The 15949-nt window shown below is 64.3% G+C and carries 13 protein-coding genes; 5 read left to right on the top strand and 8 right to left on the bottom strand.

The genetic code is table 11. The features are described from left to right. Window positions 1-47: 47 nt before the first annotated feature. Together NKH71_RS15810 and NKH71_RS15805 are read left to right on the top strand one after the other, a co-directional pair. On the top strand, window positions 48-932 hold the full coding sequence (locus tag NKH71_RS15810) for a phosphotransferase family protein (protein ID WP_023717944.1): 885 nt from the start codon (window positions 48-50) through the stop codon (window positions 930-932). After that, window positions 929-3382 carry a GcvT family protein gene (locus NKH71_RS15805; RefSeq protein WP_352483992.1) on the top strand — a complete coding sequence of 818 codons (2454 nt, stop codon included), beginning with the start codon at window positions 929-931 and terminating at the stop codon, window positions 3380-3382. The genes NKH71_RS15810 and NKH71_RS15805 overlap by 4 nt, the downstream gene beginning before the upstream one ends. A gap of 18 nt (window positions 3383-3400) precedes the next feature. Here NKH71_RS15805 and NKH71_RS15800 read toward each other — a convergent pair whose 3' ends face one another. Then, window positions 3401-4033: a class I SAM-dependent DNA methyltransferase gene (locus NKH71_RS15800; RefSeq protein WP_023717942.1), complete on the bottom strand. Its 633-nt coding sequence runs from the start codon at window positions 4031-4033 to the stop codon at window positions 3401-3403. A 104-nt stretch (window positions 4034-4137) separates the two neighbouring features. Here NKH71_RS15800 and NKH71_RS15795 point away from each other — a divergent pair, with 104 nt between their 5' ends. Continuing rightward, the gene (locus NKH71_RS15795; RefSeq protein ID WP_352790617.1) at window positions 4138-5040 is read left to right on the top strand and encodes a phosphotransferase; all 903 of its coding nucleotides are present in this window, start codon (window positions 4138-4140) and stop codon (window positions 5038-5040) included. On the opposite strand, the gene NKH71_RS15790 is transcribed toward NKH71_RS15795, so the two are convergent. From NKH71_RS15790 to ilvD, 3 genes are all read right to left on the bottom strand, one after another. Next, window positions 5037-5957 carry a DMT family transporter gene (locus NKH71_RS15790; RefSeq protein WP_352483994.1) on the bottom strand — a complete coding sequence of 307 codons (921 nt, stop codon included), beginning with the start codon at window positions 5955-5957 and terminating at the stop codon, window positions 5037-5039. The two genes, NKH71_RS15795 and NKH71_RS15790, sit on opposite strands and share 4 nt — an antisense overlap. Window positions 5958-6071: 114 nt before the next feature. Continuing rightward, window positions 6072-7346: an amidohydrolase family protein gene (locus tag NKH71_RS15785; protein ID WP_352495764.1), complete on the bottom strand. Its 1275-nt coding sequence runs from the start codon at window positions 7344-7346 to the stop codon at window positions 6072-6074. Between the two features lie 28 nt (window positions 7347-7374). Beyond that, the gene (gene ilvD, locus NKH71_RS15780) at window positions 7375-9219 is read right to left on the bottom strand and encodes a dihydroxy-acid dehydratase (protein ID WP_352548904.1); all 1845 of its coding nucleotides are present in this window, start codon (window positions 9217-9219) and stop codon (window positions 7375-7377) included. A gap of 282 nt (window positions 9220-9501) precedes the next feature. On the opposite strand from ilvD, the gene NKH71_RS15775 reads away from it, so the two are divergent. Next, the gene (locus NKH71_RS15775) at window positions 9502-9975 is read left to right on the top strand and encodes a VOC family protein (RefSeq protein ID WP_023717939.1); all 474 of its coding nucleotides are present in this window, start codon (window positions 9502-9504) and stop codon (window positions 9973-9975) included. An 89-nt stretch (window positions 9976-10064) separates the two neighbouring features. Here NKH71_RS15775 and NKH71_RS15770 read toward each other — a convergent pair whose 3' ends face one another. The 3 genes from NKH71_RS15770 to NKH71_RS15760 all read right to left on the bottom strand — a co-directional run bounded on the left by NKH71_RS15770 (window position 10065) and on the right by NKH71_RS15760 (window position 13274). Continuing rightward, window positions 10065-11657, bottom strand: a complete 1593-nt coding sequence (locus NKH71_RS15770; RefSeq protein ID WP_352484942.1) for a peptide chain release factor 3 — start codon at window positions 11655-11657, stop codon at window positions 10065-10067. A gap of 95 nt (window positions 11658-11752) precedes the next feature. Beyond that, the gene (locus NKH71_RS15765; protein WP_023717937.1) at window positions 11753-12679 is read right to left on the bottom strand and encodes a haloalkane dehalogenase; all 927 of its coding nucleotides are present in this window, start codon (window positions 12677-12679) and stop codon (window positions 11753-11755) included. A 4-nt stretch (window positions 12680-12683) separates the two neighbouring features. Further along, on the bottom strand, window positions 12684-13274 hold the full coding sequence (locus tag NKH71_RS15760; protein ID WP_023717936.1) for a TetR/AcrR family transcriptional regulator: 591 nt from the start codon (window positions 13272-13274) through the stop codon (window positions 12684-12686). 117 nt (window positions 13275-13391) lie between these two features. Between NKH71_RS15760 and NKH71_RS15755 the strand changes: the two genes are divergently transcribed. After that, window positions 13392-14468 carry an NAD(P)/FAD-dependent oxidoreductase gene (locus NKH71_RS15755; RefSeq protein ID WP_023717935.1) on the top strand — a complete coding sequence of 359 codons (1077 nt, stop codon included), beginning with the start codon at window positions 13392-13394 and terminating at the stop codon, window positions 14466-14468. Here the strand turns inward: NKH71_RS15755 and NKH71_RS15750 are convergent. Continuing rightward, window positions 14462-15835: an amidase gene (locus tag NKH71_RS15750; RefSeq protein ID WP_023717934.1), complete on the bottom strand. Its 1374-nt coding sequence runs from the start codon at window positions 15833-15835 to the stop codon at window positions 14462-14464. The genes NKH71_RS15755 and NKH71_RS15750 overlap by 7 nt on opposite strands. Window positions 15836-15949 lie beyond the last annotated feature (114 nt).

Here is a 15949-nt window from a genome sequence, read left to right as displayed (position 1 = left end):
GCCAGCCATGACATGCGTGGAAAATTGACCCAATGTTGGACGAGATCGTGACTGTCGAAGACCGCATCCGCGCGCTGCCTTGCTGGACCGGCAGCATCGACATTGCGCCGCTGCCGGGCGGGTTGAGCAATGCCAATTACCTGGTCAAGGACGCGGCCGGGCGGCACGTCGTGCGCATCGGGCAGGACTATCCGTTCCACCATGTCTTTCGCGAGCGCGAGATGATGACCGCGCGGGCAGCACACGCGGCAGGCTTCGCTCCGGCCGTCCGCTACACCGGACCCGGCGTCATGGTGACGGAGTATCTCGGCGCCAAGGCCTATGTCGCGCAAGACGTGCGCGCCGATCTCGGCCGCGTCGCCGCGTTGCTGCGCGGTTTCCACCGGGAGATGCCCGGTCATGTCTCCGGCGCCGGCTTCATGTTCTGGGTATTCCACGTCATTCGCGACTATGCGCGCACGCTGGAGGAAGGCGGCAGCCGCAAGCTGGGCGAATTGCCACGCCTGCTGACGCTGGCGGACGAGCTCGAGCGCGCGCAAAAACTGCTGCCGATCGTCTTCGGCCACAACGATCTTCTGCCGGCTAACATAATCGATGACGGTCACAGGCTATGGCTCATCGATTTCGAATATGCCGGCTTCAACACCGCGATGTTCGACCTTGCCGGCGCGGCTTCCAATGCCGGCATGAGCGACGAGGAATCCTTCGCCTTCCTGACCGCCTACTTCATGAAGGAGCCGGACGAAGCGATACGGCGCTCGCACGCCGCCATGCAATGCGCGTCGCTGCTGCGCGAGGCGATGTGGGGCATGGTTTCCGAGCTCTACCTCGATGCGCCCGGCGTCGACTACGCCGCCTACGCCGACGAAAACCTGGCGCGGCTCGAAGCCGCCCTGGAAAACTACAGGACAAAATACGGGATGCGGCCATGACCTTGCCCGCCCAGGCCGGCATCGTCGTCATCGGCGGTGGCATCATCGGCTGTTCGACGGCCTATCATCTGGCGCGCGACCACAAGGCCGAAATCGTGCTGCTCGAACAGGGCAAGCTGACCTCGGGCTCGACCTGGCATGCTGCCGGGCTGGTCGGCCAGCTGCGCTCGTCGGCGTCGATCACGCGGGTGCTCAAATATTCGGTCGATCTATACAAAGGGCTGCAAGCCGAAACCGGCCTTGCCACCGGCTGGAAGATGACCGGCTGCCTGCGGCTTGCCACCAATGCCGACCGCTGGACCGAGTATAAGCGGCTGGCAACGACGGCAAAGAGCTTCGGCATGGACATGCATCTGCTGTCGCCGACCGAGGTCAAGGAAATGTGGCCGCTGCTGGAAACCGGCGACCTCGTCGGCGCTTCCTGGCTGCCGAGCGACGGTCAGGCAAGCCCTTCCGACATCACCCAGTCGCTGGCCAAAGGCGCGCGCATGCACGGCGCAAAATTGTTCGAGGAGGTGCGGGTCACCGGCTTCGAAATGAGAGACGGCCGCATCACCGCGGTGAAGACCAGCAAGGGCGATATCGCCTGCGACAAGGTGGTGAACTGCGCCGGGCAATGGGCGCGGCAGGTGGGTGCGCTCGCCGGCATAAACGTGCCGCTGCAGCCGGTGAAGCACCAGTACATCATCACCGGGAGGATCGACGGCTTGGCGACCGATGCGCCGACGATTCGCGACCCCGATCGCCGCACCTATTTCAAGGAGGAGGTCGGCGGGTTGGTGATGGGCGGCTACGAGCCGAACCCGCAGGCCTGGACGACCGGTCTGCCCGGCGGCGATGTGCCGGACGATTGGGAGTTCCGGCTGTTCGACGATGATTACGATCATTTCGAACAGCATATGAGCCAGGCGATCGAGCGTGTCCCGGCGCTCACCAATGTCGGCGTCAAGCAGATGATCAACGGTCCGGAGAGCTTTACGCCGGACGGCAATTTCATCCTCGGTGTGGCGCCGGAATGCCCCAATATGTTCGTCGGCGCCGGCTTCAACGCCTTCGGCATTGCATCCGGCGGCGGCGCCGGCTGGGTGCTGGCGCAATGGGTGGTCGACGGCGAGGCGCCGCTCGATCTGTGGGTGGTCGACATCCGCCGCTTTTCCGATCTGCACCGCGACCGGCAATGGGTCCGAGACCGCACGCTGGAAGCCTACGGCAAGCACTACACGATCGGCTTCCCGCACGAGGAATATGTCAGCGGCCGGCCACGCATCGTTTCGCCTTTATACGAACGGCTGCAAAAACATCGCGCCGTGTTCGGCTCGAAACTTGGCTGGGAGCGGCCGAACTGGTTCGCGCCGGAAGGCATCGAGCCGAAGGACCTCTATTCGATGGGCCGGCAGAACTGGTTTTCACCCGTCGGCGACGAGCACCGCCACGTGCGCGAAAAGATCGGCATTTTCGACCAGTCGTCTTTCGCCAAATACGAAATGACCGGTGCCGACGCGCTGAAGGCGCTGGACTGGATCTGCGCCAACGACGTTGCCAAGCCGGTCGGCCGGCTGACCTACACGCAGCTCCTCAACACGCGCGGCGGTATCGAGGCCGATTTGACCGTGGCGAGGCTCGATGAGGAGAAATTCTACATCGTCACCGGCACCGGTTTCCGCACGCATGATTTCTCCTGGATTGCCGATCATATCGGCAGCGAGTTCGACGTGACGCTGACCGACGTCACCGAGGAGTTCGGCACATTGTCGCTGATGGGGCCGCGCGCCCGCGACGTGCTGTCAGCGGTGACCGATGCCGACGTCTCGAACGCCGCCTTTCCGTTCGGCCATGTTCGCGAGATCGCCATTGCCGGCCACGTCATTCGGGCACTGCGCGTCACCTATGTCGGCGAGCTCGGCTGGGAGCTGCATGCGCCGATCGCGGCGACGGGCGAGGTTTTCGACGCGCTGATGACGGCGGGCGCTGTCCACAACATTCGCCCGGTCGGCTATCGGGCGCTAGAATCGCTGCGGCTGGAAAAAGGTTACCGCGCCTGGGGCGCCGATATCACGCCCAACGACACGCCGCAGGAGGCCGGCCTCGGCTGGGCGGTGAAGCTCAGGAAGAACACCGATTTCCTCGGCCGGCGGGCGCTTGAAAAGCTCGACGGCGCGGCGCTCAGGAAACGTTTTGCCGGCTTCACAGTCGATGATCCGGATATCGTGCTGCTCGGGCGTGAGACCATCCTGCGCAATGGCGAGGCCGTCGGTTATCTCACCAGCGGCGGCTATGGCTACACCGTCGGCAAGAACATCGGCTACGGCTATGTGCGCAATGCCGATGGCGTCGGCGATGATTTCCTCACCTCCGGCGATTACGAGCTGGTGGTGGCGATGGAACGGACGCCGGCTAAAATCCACCTCGAGCCGCTTTACGATCCGGCGGGAGCAAAGGTGAAGGCCTAGAGCCTTCCGGTTTCAGCCTCAGTTCACGATGAGCACCAGCCCCCGGCTGGGCACCGTATCGGCCTCGCCTGGCATCGAGACATAGGGCGGCGTCTCCTCGGCGCGGGTGACGGTGCCTTGCGCCTCGAGCTCGGCGATCCGCGCGGCAAAACCCGCATCCCACAGCGTGTTCTTCACCGTCAGCACGATCACCCCGCCCGGCCGGCAGATGCGGATCAGCTCGTCCAGACCCTCGGCCCCGACATGGCCGGACGTGAAGACGCCGGCTGAGATGATCCCGGCATAGGCATCGTCCACGAAAGGCAGCGGCGCGCCAAGCGCCAGGCAATGAAGGGCCGAATAGACGCCTTTGCGCGCGGCTTGCGCCAGCATGCCTTCCGAAATGTCGAGCGCCTCGACCTGCGGATAACCGGTGATGGCAAGCCATTCGCCGATGAGCCCGGTGCCTGCGCCAGCATCGAGGAGAGGAGCGGCGCCGCGCGGCAGATGGCGGGCCAGCAAGGCAAGGCAGATGGTCGGATGGCGATAGCCGGCCGCCGACATGTCGGCGTCATAGGTGCCGGCCCAGCTGTCGTAGAGCGCCGCGACGTCTTCCGGTCGCTTCGCCGCATAGGCTGCGGCGAGCGCGCTCTGCTGTTTGCTGTCCGTCATCGCTTTCCGTCGCCTGGTATCGATCTGCGACGCGATCATAGCCAAACGGCGAAAACTGTGGAACCGTCGTCGCGACAATAAAGACTGGAAAAGGAGCGAAAGCCATGGCGGACGACCAGGCACGCGCCGCACTTGCGGCCATTCCGATGCTGGCCGGTTATGACGGCCCGCTGGAACGGCTCGGCGGCCTGACCAACCTCGTCTTCAGGGGTAAGGATTTCTGCCTGCGTATCCCCGGCAAGGGTACCGAGGAATACATCAACCGCGCCAACGAGGCAGTGGCGGCGCGGGAAGCGGCGAAGGCCGGCGTCAGCCCGGAAGTGCTGCATGTCGATGCCGAGACCGGCGTGCTGGTGACCCGCTTCATCGCCAGCGCCGAGACGATGTCGCCGGAAAAATTCAAGACCCGACCGGGCAGCCCGGCACGCGCCGGCAAGGCCTTTCGCAAACTGCACACATCCGGCGCGGTGTTCCCCTTCCGCTTTGAACTGTTTGCGATGATCGATGATTATCTGAAAGTGCTGTCGACCAAGGACGTCGCCCTGCCTGCCGGCTACCACGATGGGGTCCGCGAAGCGGAAACCGTGCGCTCGGCACTTGCGGCTCATCCTCTGCCAATCGTCGCCTGCCACTGCGATCCGCTCTGCGAAAACTTTCTCGATACGGGCGACAGGATGTGGATCGTCGACTGGGAATATTCCGGGATGAACGATCCGCTCTGGGATCTCGGCGACCTCAGCGTCGAAGGGCAATTCGACGCCGGGCAGGACGAGGAGATGATGCTGGCCTATTTCGGCGGCGAGCCGAGACCGGCGGAGCGCGCCCGCATCGTCATCTACAAGGCGATGTGCGACCTGTTGTGGACGCTGTGGGGCTTGATCCAGCTTGCCAACGGCAATCCGGTCGACGATTTCCGCGCCTACGCCGACGGCCGCTTCGCGCGCTGCAAGGCACTGATGGAGACGCCGGAATTTTCACGGCATCTCGCGGCGGTGCGCCAGGGTTAGTTCACACCCTTCGGCACGTTTTCGGGCGGCACCGTGTCGACCACCTTCTGGCGGTGGAAGATGAACAGGCCGGCCAGCACGACAATGGCCGAGCCGACCAGGATGCGTGGCCCAGGCACATCGCCGAAGAAGGCCGAGCCGAAGACCACTGCCCACAACAGCAGGCTGTAATGCAGCGGCGCCAAGGTCGAGGCAGGCGCAAGCTTCAATGCCCTGGTGATCATCAGATGCGCGCCGCAGGAGACAATGCCGAGAAGCAGCATGGCGCCGAAATCGAGCGAGGACGGCGTCTTCCAACTGCCGATGGTCAACGCAGCGCCGACCAGCAGCGTGCCGATGGTTTGCCAGGTGACCAGCGAGGTGTCGCTGGTGCCGCGCAGTCGCCGGTTGAGGATGATGGCGAAGGCAAAGGAAATGCTGCCGGCGAGCGCGAACATCGACGACAGCGAGAACGCCGCCGAAGACGGCTTCAGCATGATCAGCACGCCGCAGAAACCGACCAGGATAGCCGCCCAGCGGCGCCAGCCGACCCTTTCGCCAAGCAAGAAGTGCGACAGCGCCGCGACATAGATCGGCCCGGCCATGTAGAAGCTCATCACGTCGGCGAGCGGCAGATAGACGACCGCCGCGTAGAACAGCGCCGTGTCGAGCGTCGTCATCACCACGCGCAGCAGCTGCAGCTCCGGCCGCTCCATGCGAAACAGCTTGGCCGCACCCTGATGTGCAATCATCGGCCCGAGTATGAAAAATGCGCCGATCGAGCGGATCAGCACGACCTGGCCGACGGAAAAACTGGCGACCAGCCACTTGCCCATCGCGTCGTTCAGCGCAAACAGGAAATCGCCGGCGAGCATCAGCAGGATGCCGGCCAGCAGCACGTTCCTGATCGTCGAATTCTGGGCTGCAGGCTGCGCCATTCCGTTACCGGTTCCTCGCCGTGGCTACGGTGACCCGCGTCGTAGTCGCTAGCAGCGGCCGTGACGAGGCGAAAATCGAGAATTCGGTAAGACCAGCGCCGGAAATCGGCTGGACTAAGCGTGGCGCCGGTTCACGGTGCCCGGCCTTCCGGCGATCGAAAGCCGCGTGTCCTGCCGGCTCCGCTCGGCCACCACCTTGCCTTTGGCAATGACGCAGAGCCGCTCGGGGCGCAGGCGCAGCGCCTCGAGCGGGTTGCCGGCATCGAGAACGACCAGGCTGGCGCGCTTGCCGACGGCCAGGCCAAGGTGGTCGAGACCCATGATGGCGGCATTGACGTTGGTGACCATGTCGAAACAGCGCGCCATCTCGGCTGGGCTCGACATCTGCGCGACATGCAGGCCCATGAAGGCGACGTCGAGCATGTCTGCGGTGCCCAGCGAATACCAGGGGTCGAGCACGCAATCCTGGCCCCAGCCGACGCGGATCCCGTGCGCCAGCATTTCCTTGACCCGCGTCAAGCCGCGGCGCTTGGGAAAGGTGTCGTGGCGGCCCTGCAGCATGATGTTGATCAGCGGATTGGGGATCGCCGAAACGCCGGCCTCGGCGATCAGCGGCAACAGCTTCGAGACGTAGTAATTATCCATCGAATGCATCGAGGTGAGGTGCGAGCCGGCCACTCTGCCCTGCAATCCAAGCCGCTGCGTCTCATAGGCAAGCTGCTCGACGTGGCGCGACAGCGGATCGTCGGTCTCGTCGCAATGCAGGTCGACCATCAGGCCGCGCTCGGCCGCGATCTCGCAGAGCTCGGTGACGGAGCGCGTACCGTCGGCCATGGTGCGCTCGAAATGCGGGATGCCGCCGACGACATCGACGCCCATGTCGAGCGCGCGGGTGGTGTTGTCGCGCGCCGTCGGCGAGCGGTAAAACCCGTCCTGCGGGAAGGCGACCAATTGCAGGTCGATATACGGCGCAACCGTCTTCTTCACGTCGAGCAGCGCTTCCACCGCCAGCAGGCGATCGTCGCAGACATCGACATGGGTGCGGATGGCGAGCAGGCCCATCGACACCGCCCAGTCGCAATAGGCAAGCGCACGGTCGCGCACCGCCTCGTGGGTCAGAAGCGGCTTCAGCTCGCCCCACAGAGAAATGCCTTCGAGCAACGTGCCCGAGACATTGATGCGGGGAATGCCGAGCGAAAGCGTGGCGTCCATATGGAAATGCGGATCGACGAAAGGCGGCGAGACCAGATTGCCATGGGCATCGATCGCCGTGCCGGCGCTGATGTTGAGCTCAGGCTCGATCGCCGCGATCGTCTCGCCGACGATGCCGATATCGGCGATCCTGCCGTCGGGCAGCGTCCCGCCGCGCACCACAAGGTCGAAATCCATTTATCGCCACCTCGTTGAAGAATGATGCCTATTCCGGCACGTACCGCACCGCACCCTTGGCAGCACTGGTTGCCATCGCCGCATAGGCGCGCAAGGCCATCGTCACCTTGCGCTTGCGCTTTTCCTCGGGCTTCCAGGCAGCCGTTCCCTTCGCCTCCATCGCCGCGCGACGGGCGATGAGTTCCGCGTCGTCGACAGCCAGCCGGATGGTGCGGTTGGGGATGTCGATCTCGATCGTGTCGCCTTCCCTGACCAGCCCGATCAGCCCGCCTTCCGCCGCTTCCGGCGAGACGTGGCCGATCGACAGGCCGGAGGTGCCGCCGGAAAAACGCCCGTCGGTGATCAGTGCGCAGGCTTTGCCGAGACCCTTCGATTTAAGATAGCTGGTCGGATAGAGCATTTCCTGCATGCCGGGGCCGCCGCGCGGCCCTTCATAGCGGATGACGACGACATCGCCGGCCTTGACCTCGTTCGACAGGATCGCCTTGACGCTGGCGTCCTGGCTTTCGAACACTCTTGCCGGACCGGTGAATTTCAGGATCGATTCATCGACGCCGGCAGTCTTCACGATGCAGCCGTCGAATGCGAGATTGCCTTTCAGCACGGCGAGGCCACCATCCCTTGAGAAAGGATGTTCGGCCGAGCGGATGACACCTTTCTCGCGGTCGAGATCGAGATCATCCCAGCGGCGGTCCTGGCTGAACGCGACTTGCGTCGGCACGCCGCCGGGTGCCGCCAGGAAGAAATCGCGGACATTCTGGCTGGTGGTGCGCGAGATATCCCAGTGGTCGAGCGCTTCGCCGAGGCTCGCGGTGTGCACCGTCGGCAGGTCGCGGTTGATCAGCCCGGCGCTATCCAGCTGGCCGAGGATCGCCATGATGCCGCCGGCGCGGTGGACATCCTCCATGTGGACGTCGGCCTTGGCCGGAGCCACCTTGCAAAGCACCGGTACCCGCCGCGACAGCCGGTCGATGTCCTCCATGGTGAAGTCGACCTCGCCCTCATGTGCTGCGGCAAGGATGTGCAGCACGGTGTTGGTCGAACCGCCCATGGCGATGTCGAGCGTCATGGCGTTCTCGAAGGCGCCCTTCGAGGCGATGCTGCGCGGCAGCGCGGTGTCGTCGTCCTGCTCGTAATAGCGCTGGGCGAGATCCACGATCAGATGGCCGGCCTCGACGAACAGGCGCTTGCGGTCGGCGTGCGTCGCCAACGTCGAGCCGTTGCCGGGTAGCGAGAGGCCGAGCGCCTCGGTCAGGCAGTTCATCGAATTGGCGGTGAACATGCCCGAGCACGAGCCGCAGGTCGGGCAGGCCGAGCGCTCGATGATCTTGACGTCCTCGTCGGAGATCTTGTCGTCGGCGGCGGCGACCATGGCGTCGACTAGGTCGAGCGCCTGGCTCTTGCCGGCGAGCACCACCTTGCCGGCCTCCATCGGTCCGCCGGAGACGAAGACAGTCGGGATGTTGAGGCGCAGCGACGCCATCAGCATGCCCGGCGTGATCTTGTCGCAATTCGAGATGCAGACCATGGCGTCTGCGCAATGCGCGTTGACCATGTATTCGACGGAATCGGCGATCAATTCGCGCGACGGCAGCGAATACAGCATGCCGTCATGGCCCATGGCGATGCCGTCGTCGACGGCGATGGTGTTGAATTCTTTGGCGACGCCGCCGGCCTTCTCGATCTCGCGGGCAACCAGCTGGCCGAGGTCCTTGAGATGGACGTGGCCCGGCACGAACTGGGTGAAGGAATTGACCACGGCGATGATCGGCTTGCCGAAATCCGAATCCTTCATCCCGGTGGCGCGCCACAGGCCGCGGGCGCCGGCCATGTTGCGGCCATGGGTGGTGGTGCGGGAACGGTAGGCGGGCATTGAACTGTCCTTGCTGTCTGCGTCGCACCCAAAGGTGCGGAAAACCGGAATTGAGCCGCAGGCCTTATAGACGCCACGCTCTGGTCTGGCCACAATTTTGCGCTGCGCCAGGTAGCGGAACGAACGGCCAGCCAAAGACGCAGCCGGTCCAGACCGCAAAAAAGTCAGAGGTGCTGTCGGATCGTGTTTTACTCGAGCGTCCTTGGGCAGACGGCAGGAGCGGGGCATCAATCACCAGCCGGCCGTTTCGAAAGCAAACAAACCAGCCCGAGGAGCAAGAGAATGCAAAAGATCACCACCTGCCTGTGGTTCGACGACCAGGCCGAGGAGGCCATGAACCACTACGTTTCCATCTTCAAGAATTCGAAGGTGCTGAGCGTGATGCGCTGGCCCAAGGGCAGCGGCGATCGTGAGGGCAAGGTGCTGATGGTCTCATTCGAGCTCGACGGCGTTCCGTTCCAGGCCCTCAACGGCGGCCCGCAATTCAAGTTCACCGAGGCGGTCTCGCTCTCCATCGACTGCAAGACGCAGGAAGAGGTCGACTATTTCTGGGACAGGCTCATCGCGGGCGGTGGCGAGCCCAGCCAGTGCAGCTGGCTGAAGGACAAATTCGGCCTCTCCTGGCAGGTCGTTCCCGAGCAGCTGCCCAAACTGCTGTTGGACCCCGACAGGGAAAAGGCCGGCCGCGTGATGCAGGCGATGATGCAGATGACCAAGATCGACGTCGCCAAGATCGAAGAGGCGGCCAAGGCGTGAACGAACGCGATCTTCCCTTCTCCCCCTGTAAGGGACCTGTTGCTCATGACTGCGCAACAGGTCCGCAAGGGGAGAAGGAAAGCGCCGCATCAAGCCGCTCTGTCGCGGACCTGGTAATCCTTCACCGCCGCGAAGCGGATCGCCTTCCAGCGTTCGGCTTCGTAGTTTAGCGAGAAGGCGTGCTGGGCGAGGAACACTGGATCATTGTCGAGGTCGCGGGCGATGTCGCCGCGATGCGCTTCGATGAAGCGCTGGAGTTCGGCCCTGTCGTCGGCCGATATCCAGCGGCAGACGGAAAAGCGCGACATCTCGAAATCGACCGGCAGCGTGTATTCGAAGTTCAGCCGCTCCTTTAGCACGTCGAGCTGCAAGGCGCCGACGACACCGACGATGGCCGGCGAGCCGTCCTCCGGCGAGAACAATTGCACGACGCCTTCCTCGGCCATCTGATGCAGCGCCTCCTTGAGTTTCTTGGCTTTCATAGCGTCGCCGAGGCGAACGCGGCGCAGGATCTCAGGCGCGAAATTCGGCACGCCGCGAAACAGGATCTCCTCGCCCTCGGTCAGCGTGTCGCCGATGCGCAGCGTGCCGTGGTTGGGGATGCCGACCACATCGCCGGCGAACGCCTCGTCGGCGGTGACGCGGGTGCGGGCGAAGAAGAATTGCGGCGCCGACAGGCTCATCGGCTTGCCCGTGCGCACCAGCTTGGCCTTCATGCCGCGCTCGAGCTTGCCGGAGCAGACCCGGACGAAGGCGATGCGGTCGCGGTGGTTGGGGTCCATATTGGCCTGGATCTTGAAGACGAAGGACGTCATCTTGTCCTCGGTCGCCTCGACCTTGCGGCTGTCGGCCTCCTGCGCACGCGGCGGCGGCCCATAGGCGCCGAGCGCCTCGATCAGGTCGCGCACGCCGTAATTGCGCAGCGCCGAGCCGAAATAGACCGGCGTCAGATGGCCCTCGCGGAAGGCATCGAGGTCGAGCGGGCGGCAGGCTTCGCGCGCCAGCTCCAGCTCTTCGATGAAAGCCTCGCGCTCGTTCTCCGGCAGCAGGCCGGCAACGCGGTTGGAATCGGGGCCGTGGACCGGCGTGCGCTCCTTTTCGGCGTCGCCCTTGCGCACCGCGTTCAGCGCCAGATGGTAGGTGCCGGAAAAGGTCTTGCCGCGGCCGATCGGCCAGGTGATCGGTGCTGTGTCCAGCGCCAACTTCTGCTCGATCTCGTCGAGGATATCGAACGGGTCGCGGCTTTCGCGGTCCATCTTGTTGACGAAGGTGATGATCGGGATGTCGCGCAGCCGACAGACCTCGAACAGTTTCAGCGTGCGCGGCTCGATGCCCTTGGCGGCGTCGATGACCATGACCGCACTGTCGACCGCCGACAGCGTGCGATAGGTGTCGTCGGCGAAATCCTCGTGGCCTGGCGTGTCGAGCAGGTTGAAGACAGTGTCCTCATATTCGAAGGTCATCACCGAGGTGACCACCGAAATGCCGCGCTCGCGCTCGATCTTCATCCAGTCGGAGCGGGTCTGGATACGATCCTTCTTGGCCTTGACCTCGCCGGCAAGCTGGATCGCGCCGCCGAACAAAAGCAACTTTTCGGTGAGCGTGGTCTTGCCGGCGTCGGGGTGCGCGATGATCGCGAAAGTGCGGCGGCGCGATACCGCTTCTGTAATCATTTCGGACATTTTTCAGGATTTCCGTGTGAGGCCGGGCTTCTAGCAGCGGAGTGCAGTGCTGTCGACCTCTCCGGCTGCCGCAGCCGCCGGTTCACGTCCCGACGTCAGGCCGGTTCGGCGGCATGGCTCTCGAAGGCCACCTCGGGAATCCACTCGGCAATTGTGGCGCCGATCTTGTCGGCATGGTCCTCCTGCAGATAATGCGCGCCGGGTCCGAGATCGATCAACCGGCAGTTCTTCAGGCCAGCCGCGAATTCCCGGGCCGCCTGCGGCGAGACGAGGGCGCCGGGATCGCCTGAGAAAAGCAGCTTCGGGTAGGAGGAAGCCCGGAGCGCCCGATGGTCGTGCTCATTGATGGCAGCGACATCGGCAGGCTGGCCTTCGATAGGCAGTTCGCGCGGCAGCCGCAGGATCGGCTTGCGCGATTGCGGTGTCGGGAACGGCGCCCGGTAGGCGGCCATTTCCTCATCGCTCATCGTGCGCAGCACAGCGGCCGGCAGCACCTTTTCGACGAAGACGTTGTCTTCCAGAACAAGCTTCTCACCGACGCCAGGAGTGCGCATTGCCTTGAACAGTTCGCGCGCCTGTGGACGCTGGTGGAAATCGTCCCAGCTCTCGAAGGGGGGGATGAATTCCATGAAGGCGAGGCCGAGCATCCGCTGCGATCGCCGGGCTGCGAGATGGAAGGCGAGTGCGGTGCCCCAGTCCTGCGCGACGACCACCATATCGGCGACGCCAAGCGTCTCGATGAAAGCATCGAGATAACGGACCTGGTCGAAGAAGCGATAGTCGATGTCCGGCTTGCCGGACTGGCCATAGCCGATCAGGTCGGGCGCTATGCAGCGGCCGAACGGCGCCACATGCGGGATGATGTCTCGCCAGATGTAGGACGACGTCGGGTTGCCGTGCAGGAAGAGCACCGTCGGACCGGCAGTGCCTGCCTCCACATAGGACATGGTTGAATCGAGTACCGCGACTTGCGAGCGCGGCAACATTGTGCGGGATTGCTGCTTTTCGAGTTTCGGGTTCATCGGATCAGCTCCTTTTTGCGAAGACTGTTTTGAAGACGATATTCTTGAAACGCTCGAGCGGTTCGGGACTGCGCTCCACCTTCATGCACAGCATCGCGCCTTGCCAGGAACTCAAAAGGAAATCGGCGAGATCCTCGGCATCGAACGCGTCGGTGATATCGCCGGCCGCCTGGCCTTCGGCGATGCATTCGGCAAAGGGCTTACGCCAACGTTCGAAAATGGCGACGAGTTGCAGCCTCAGCGCCTCACTGTGAGCCGCCGTCTCGAGGCTGAGATTGCCGATCATGCAGCCCCGTGCCCAATCATGCGCCTCCAGCTTCGACGTGATGATTTCGAGATAGCGGCGCAAGCGCCCGACCGGGGGCGTGCCGTCTCGGGCGAGGGCCTGCTCCACCAAGCCGCTCACATAGGCGAAATAGCGGTCCAGCACCTCGCCGGTGAACGCCTCCTTGGAGGCAAAATGATTGGTGAAGGACCCCGGGCGGGCATCGGCCGCGGCGACGATGTCGCGTACGCCGGCGGACGAATAGCCGGAATTCCAGATGGTTTTGAAACCGGCGTCGAGAAGTTTTTCGCGAAGTGAATGTCTGGCCATATCGATACAATACGTACGTACGTATTAAAGTCAAGAAGCATATTTGATACCGCGCGCTCTTGGCAGAACCCACGGGCAATGGCATCGCGGTGGTGGCGTTGGAACGAGGAGTGAAGCATGACAGAGGCGAAAGAAGTGATTGTCACCGGCGCCGGCATCATGGGCGCCTCCATCGCTTGGCACCTGACCAAGGCCGGAGCAAAGGTGACGGTCATTGCCGGCAGCGGCGCCGGCGGCGTCGCGACGCCGAATTCCTTTGCCTGGATCAATGCCAGCTGGGGCAATCCGGAGCCCTATTTCCGGCTGCGCATTCGGTCGATGGCCGAATGGACGCGACTGGCGAACGAGGTGCCCGGCATCCCGTTGCAATGGTGCGGCGGCCTGTGCTGGGACCTGCCACGTCCCGAACTTGAGGCCTATGCGGCCGAGCACTCCGCCTGGGGCTACGGCATCGAGCGTGTCGACCGTGCCGGAGCTGCGCGCATCGAGCCCAATCTGACCGAACTTCCCGATTTCGCCCTTTATGTCGCCGAGGAAGGTGTCGCCGAGCCGGTCGCCGCCACGCAAGCACTGCTGGCCGACGTCGAACGGCGCGGCGCGCGGCTGCTGACAGGAGTTACCGCGACCGCGCTTGTGCGGGCCAACGGCCAGGTCTCCGGTGTCGACACATCCGCCGGGCGGATTGTTGCCGACGAGGTGGTGATCGCGGCCGGAGCCGGCTCTCCGGCACTAGCGGCAACAGCCGGGATAGAACTGCCGATCGGGACACCGCCCGGCCTGATCGTGCATTCGCGCCCCTACCAAAAGCTGCTCAATGGCCTGGTGATCGGCGACCGACTGCATATGCGCCAGACCGCGGAAGGCCGCACCATCGCCGGCTCGGATTTCGGCGGCGCCGATCCCGGCATGGATGCCGCGGCGACCGCCCGCGACCTGTTTGCGGCGATGAAGGCCATGCTGCGCGGCGCAGATGGGCTGGAACTCGATTTCCACACCATTGGCTACCGGCCGACGCCGGTCGACGGCTTTCCGATCATCGGCCGCGCCGAAGGCGGGGGCGGCGTCTACGTCGCCGTTATGCATTCCGGCATCACGCTGGCACCGGCCGTCGGCCTGTTCGCCGCCCGCGAGATCCTCGACGGCGATCGCGATCCGCTGCTTGATCCCTACGGGCTGGCGCGGTTTACTCAATAACCGGGCGGGCGGCGAAAGCCGCCGGCCAGCGGCTCGATTGCCCTGGCGATCCCGAGCAGGCGCGACTCCGACCAGCGTTTGCCAACAAGCTGTAGTCCGATGGGCAGGCCATTGCTATCCTGTCCGCGGGGCAGCGACAGTGCGGGATGGCCGCTGTAGTTGAACACCGCGCCATAGGCCGGCAGCATCCAGTAGCTTTGCTCGCTATCGTCGACCTCGATCGGCGTTCCCGGCTCGCAATGCGGGAAGGCGGTGACCATTGCGACCGGGCACAGCAAGGCGTCGCAACCGTCGAAGAACCGATCCCACGCCAGGATGGAGCGGTCGCGGCGGGCGAGCGCCTCGAACCAGCGCGAGACCGGCGTCGGCTTCTCCGGTGGTTCGGGCTGCGCCGCCTCCAGCATCATGCCGATCAGGACGCCGCCCTGCTCCAGGTCGTCGTGCAGGTCGAGCTCCGGCAATTTGGCTTCCTCGACGATGGCGCCCGCGGCCTGAAGCTCTTTTGCCAGACTTTCGACCACCGCGCTGATCTCGCCGACCACCGGAAAGCCCGGAAAGGACGGCGCGATGGCGATGCGCAAATTCCTGAGATCCAACTCCGGCATGCTTTCGACCGGTACCGGCGCAAGGTCGGTGTCGCTTCCATCCGGCCCGGCAATGAGGCGGTAGATCAGTACCAGGTCTTCGACGCTGCGCGCCATCGGTCCGAGGCAGGAGATCCGCCGGACGCTGCGCGGCGCGCCGCCTGGATCGGGGAAGGCGCCGGCGAGCGAGACGCGGTGCTCGGTCGGCTTGAGGCCGTAGACGCCGCAAAAGGCAGCGGGCAGCCGGATCGAATCCTGCATGTCGGTGCCGACCTCGAACGGCGTCATTCCAGCGCTGAGCGCCGCCGCCGCACCGCCACTGGAGCCGCCGGCGGTGCGCTGGAGGTCCCAAGGATTGCCGGTACGGCCGAACAGCGGATTGCTCGACTGCCAGTCACTAAGCATTGTCGCCACGTTCGTCTTGCCCACCAATATGCCGCCTGCCGCTTTCAGCCGTGCAACGACTGGACTGTCTGCCCTCGCGGCATAGTCGGCGAAGGCCGGGAAGCCGACAGTGGTTCTCATGCCCGCGGTTTCGTGCGTGTCCTTCAGTGTGAACGGCACGCCGTGCAGCGGCCCAAGGGCTTCGCCGCGCGCCTGCGCTTCGTCGGCCTTGCCGGCGCGCTGCCGCGCACCTTCCCGATCGAGGGTTACGACGGCATTGACCGCCTCATTGTGCCTGTCGATCTGCGCCAGATGCGCGTCCAGCGCTTCCACAGCGGAAATCTTGCGGTCACGAATGGCGGCAACCAATTCTGTGGCGGAGGAAAAGGCGAGGTCCATGACCAATACTCCGGCTTGCCAGCGGCGCCAGCCTCACCAAATGGCGGGCAACGGCGCGTCTTCAAGCCGAGTTCAGCATTCGAGGACAGGCGGTGCTTGATCGGAATTGCGCTG

The organism is Mesorhizobium sp. M0983 (assembly GCF_040318975.1).
In the GTDB taxonomy this organism is placed as follows: Bacteria; Pseudomonadota; Alphaproteobacteria; order Rhizobiales; family Rhizobiaceae; genus Mesorhizobium.
Note: the sequence above shows the minus strand (reverse complement) of the source record. Positions and strands in the feature narration are given on the sequence as shown.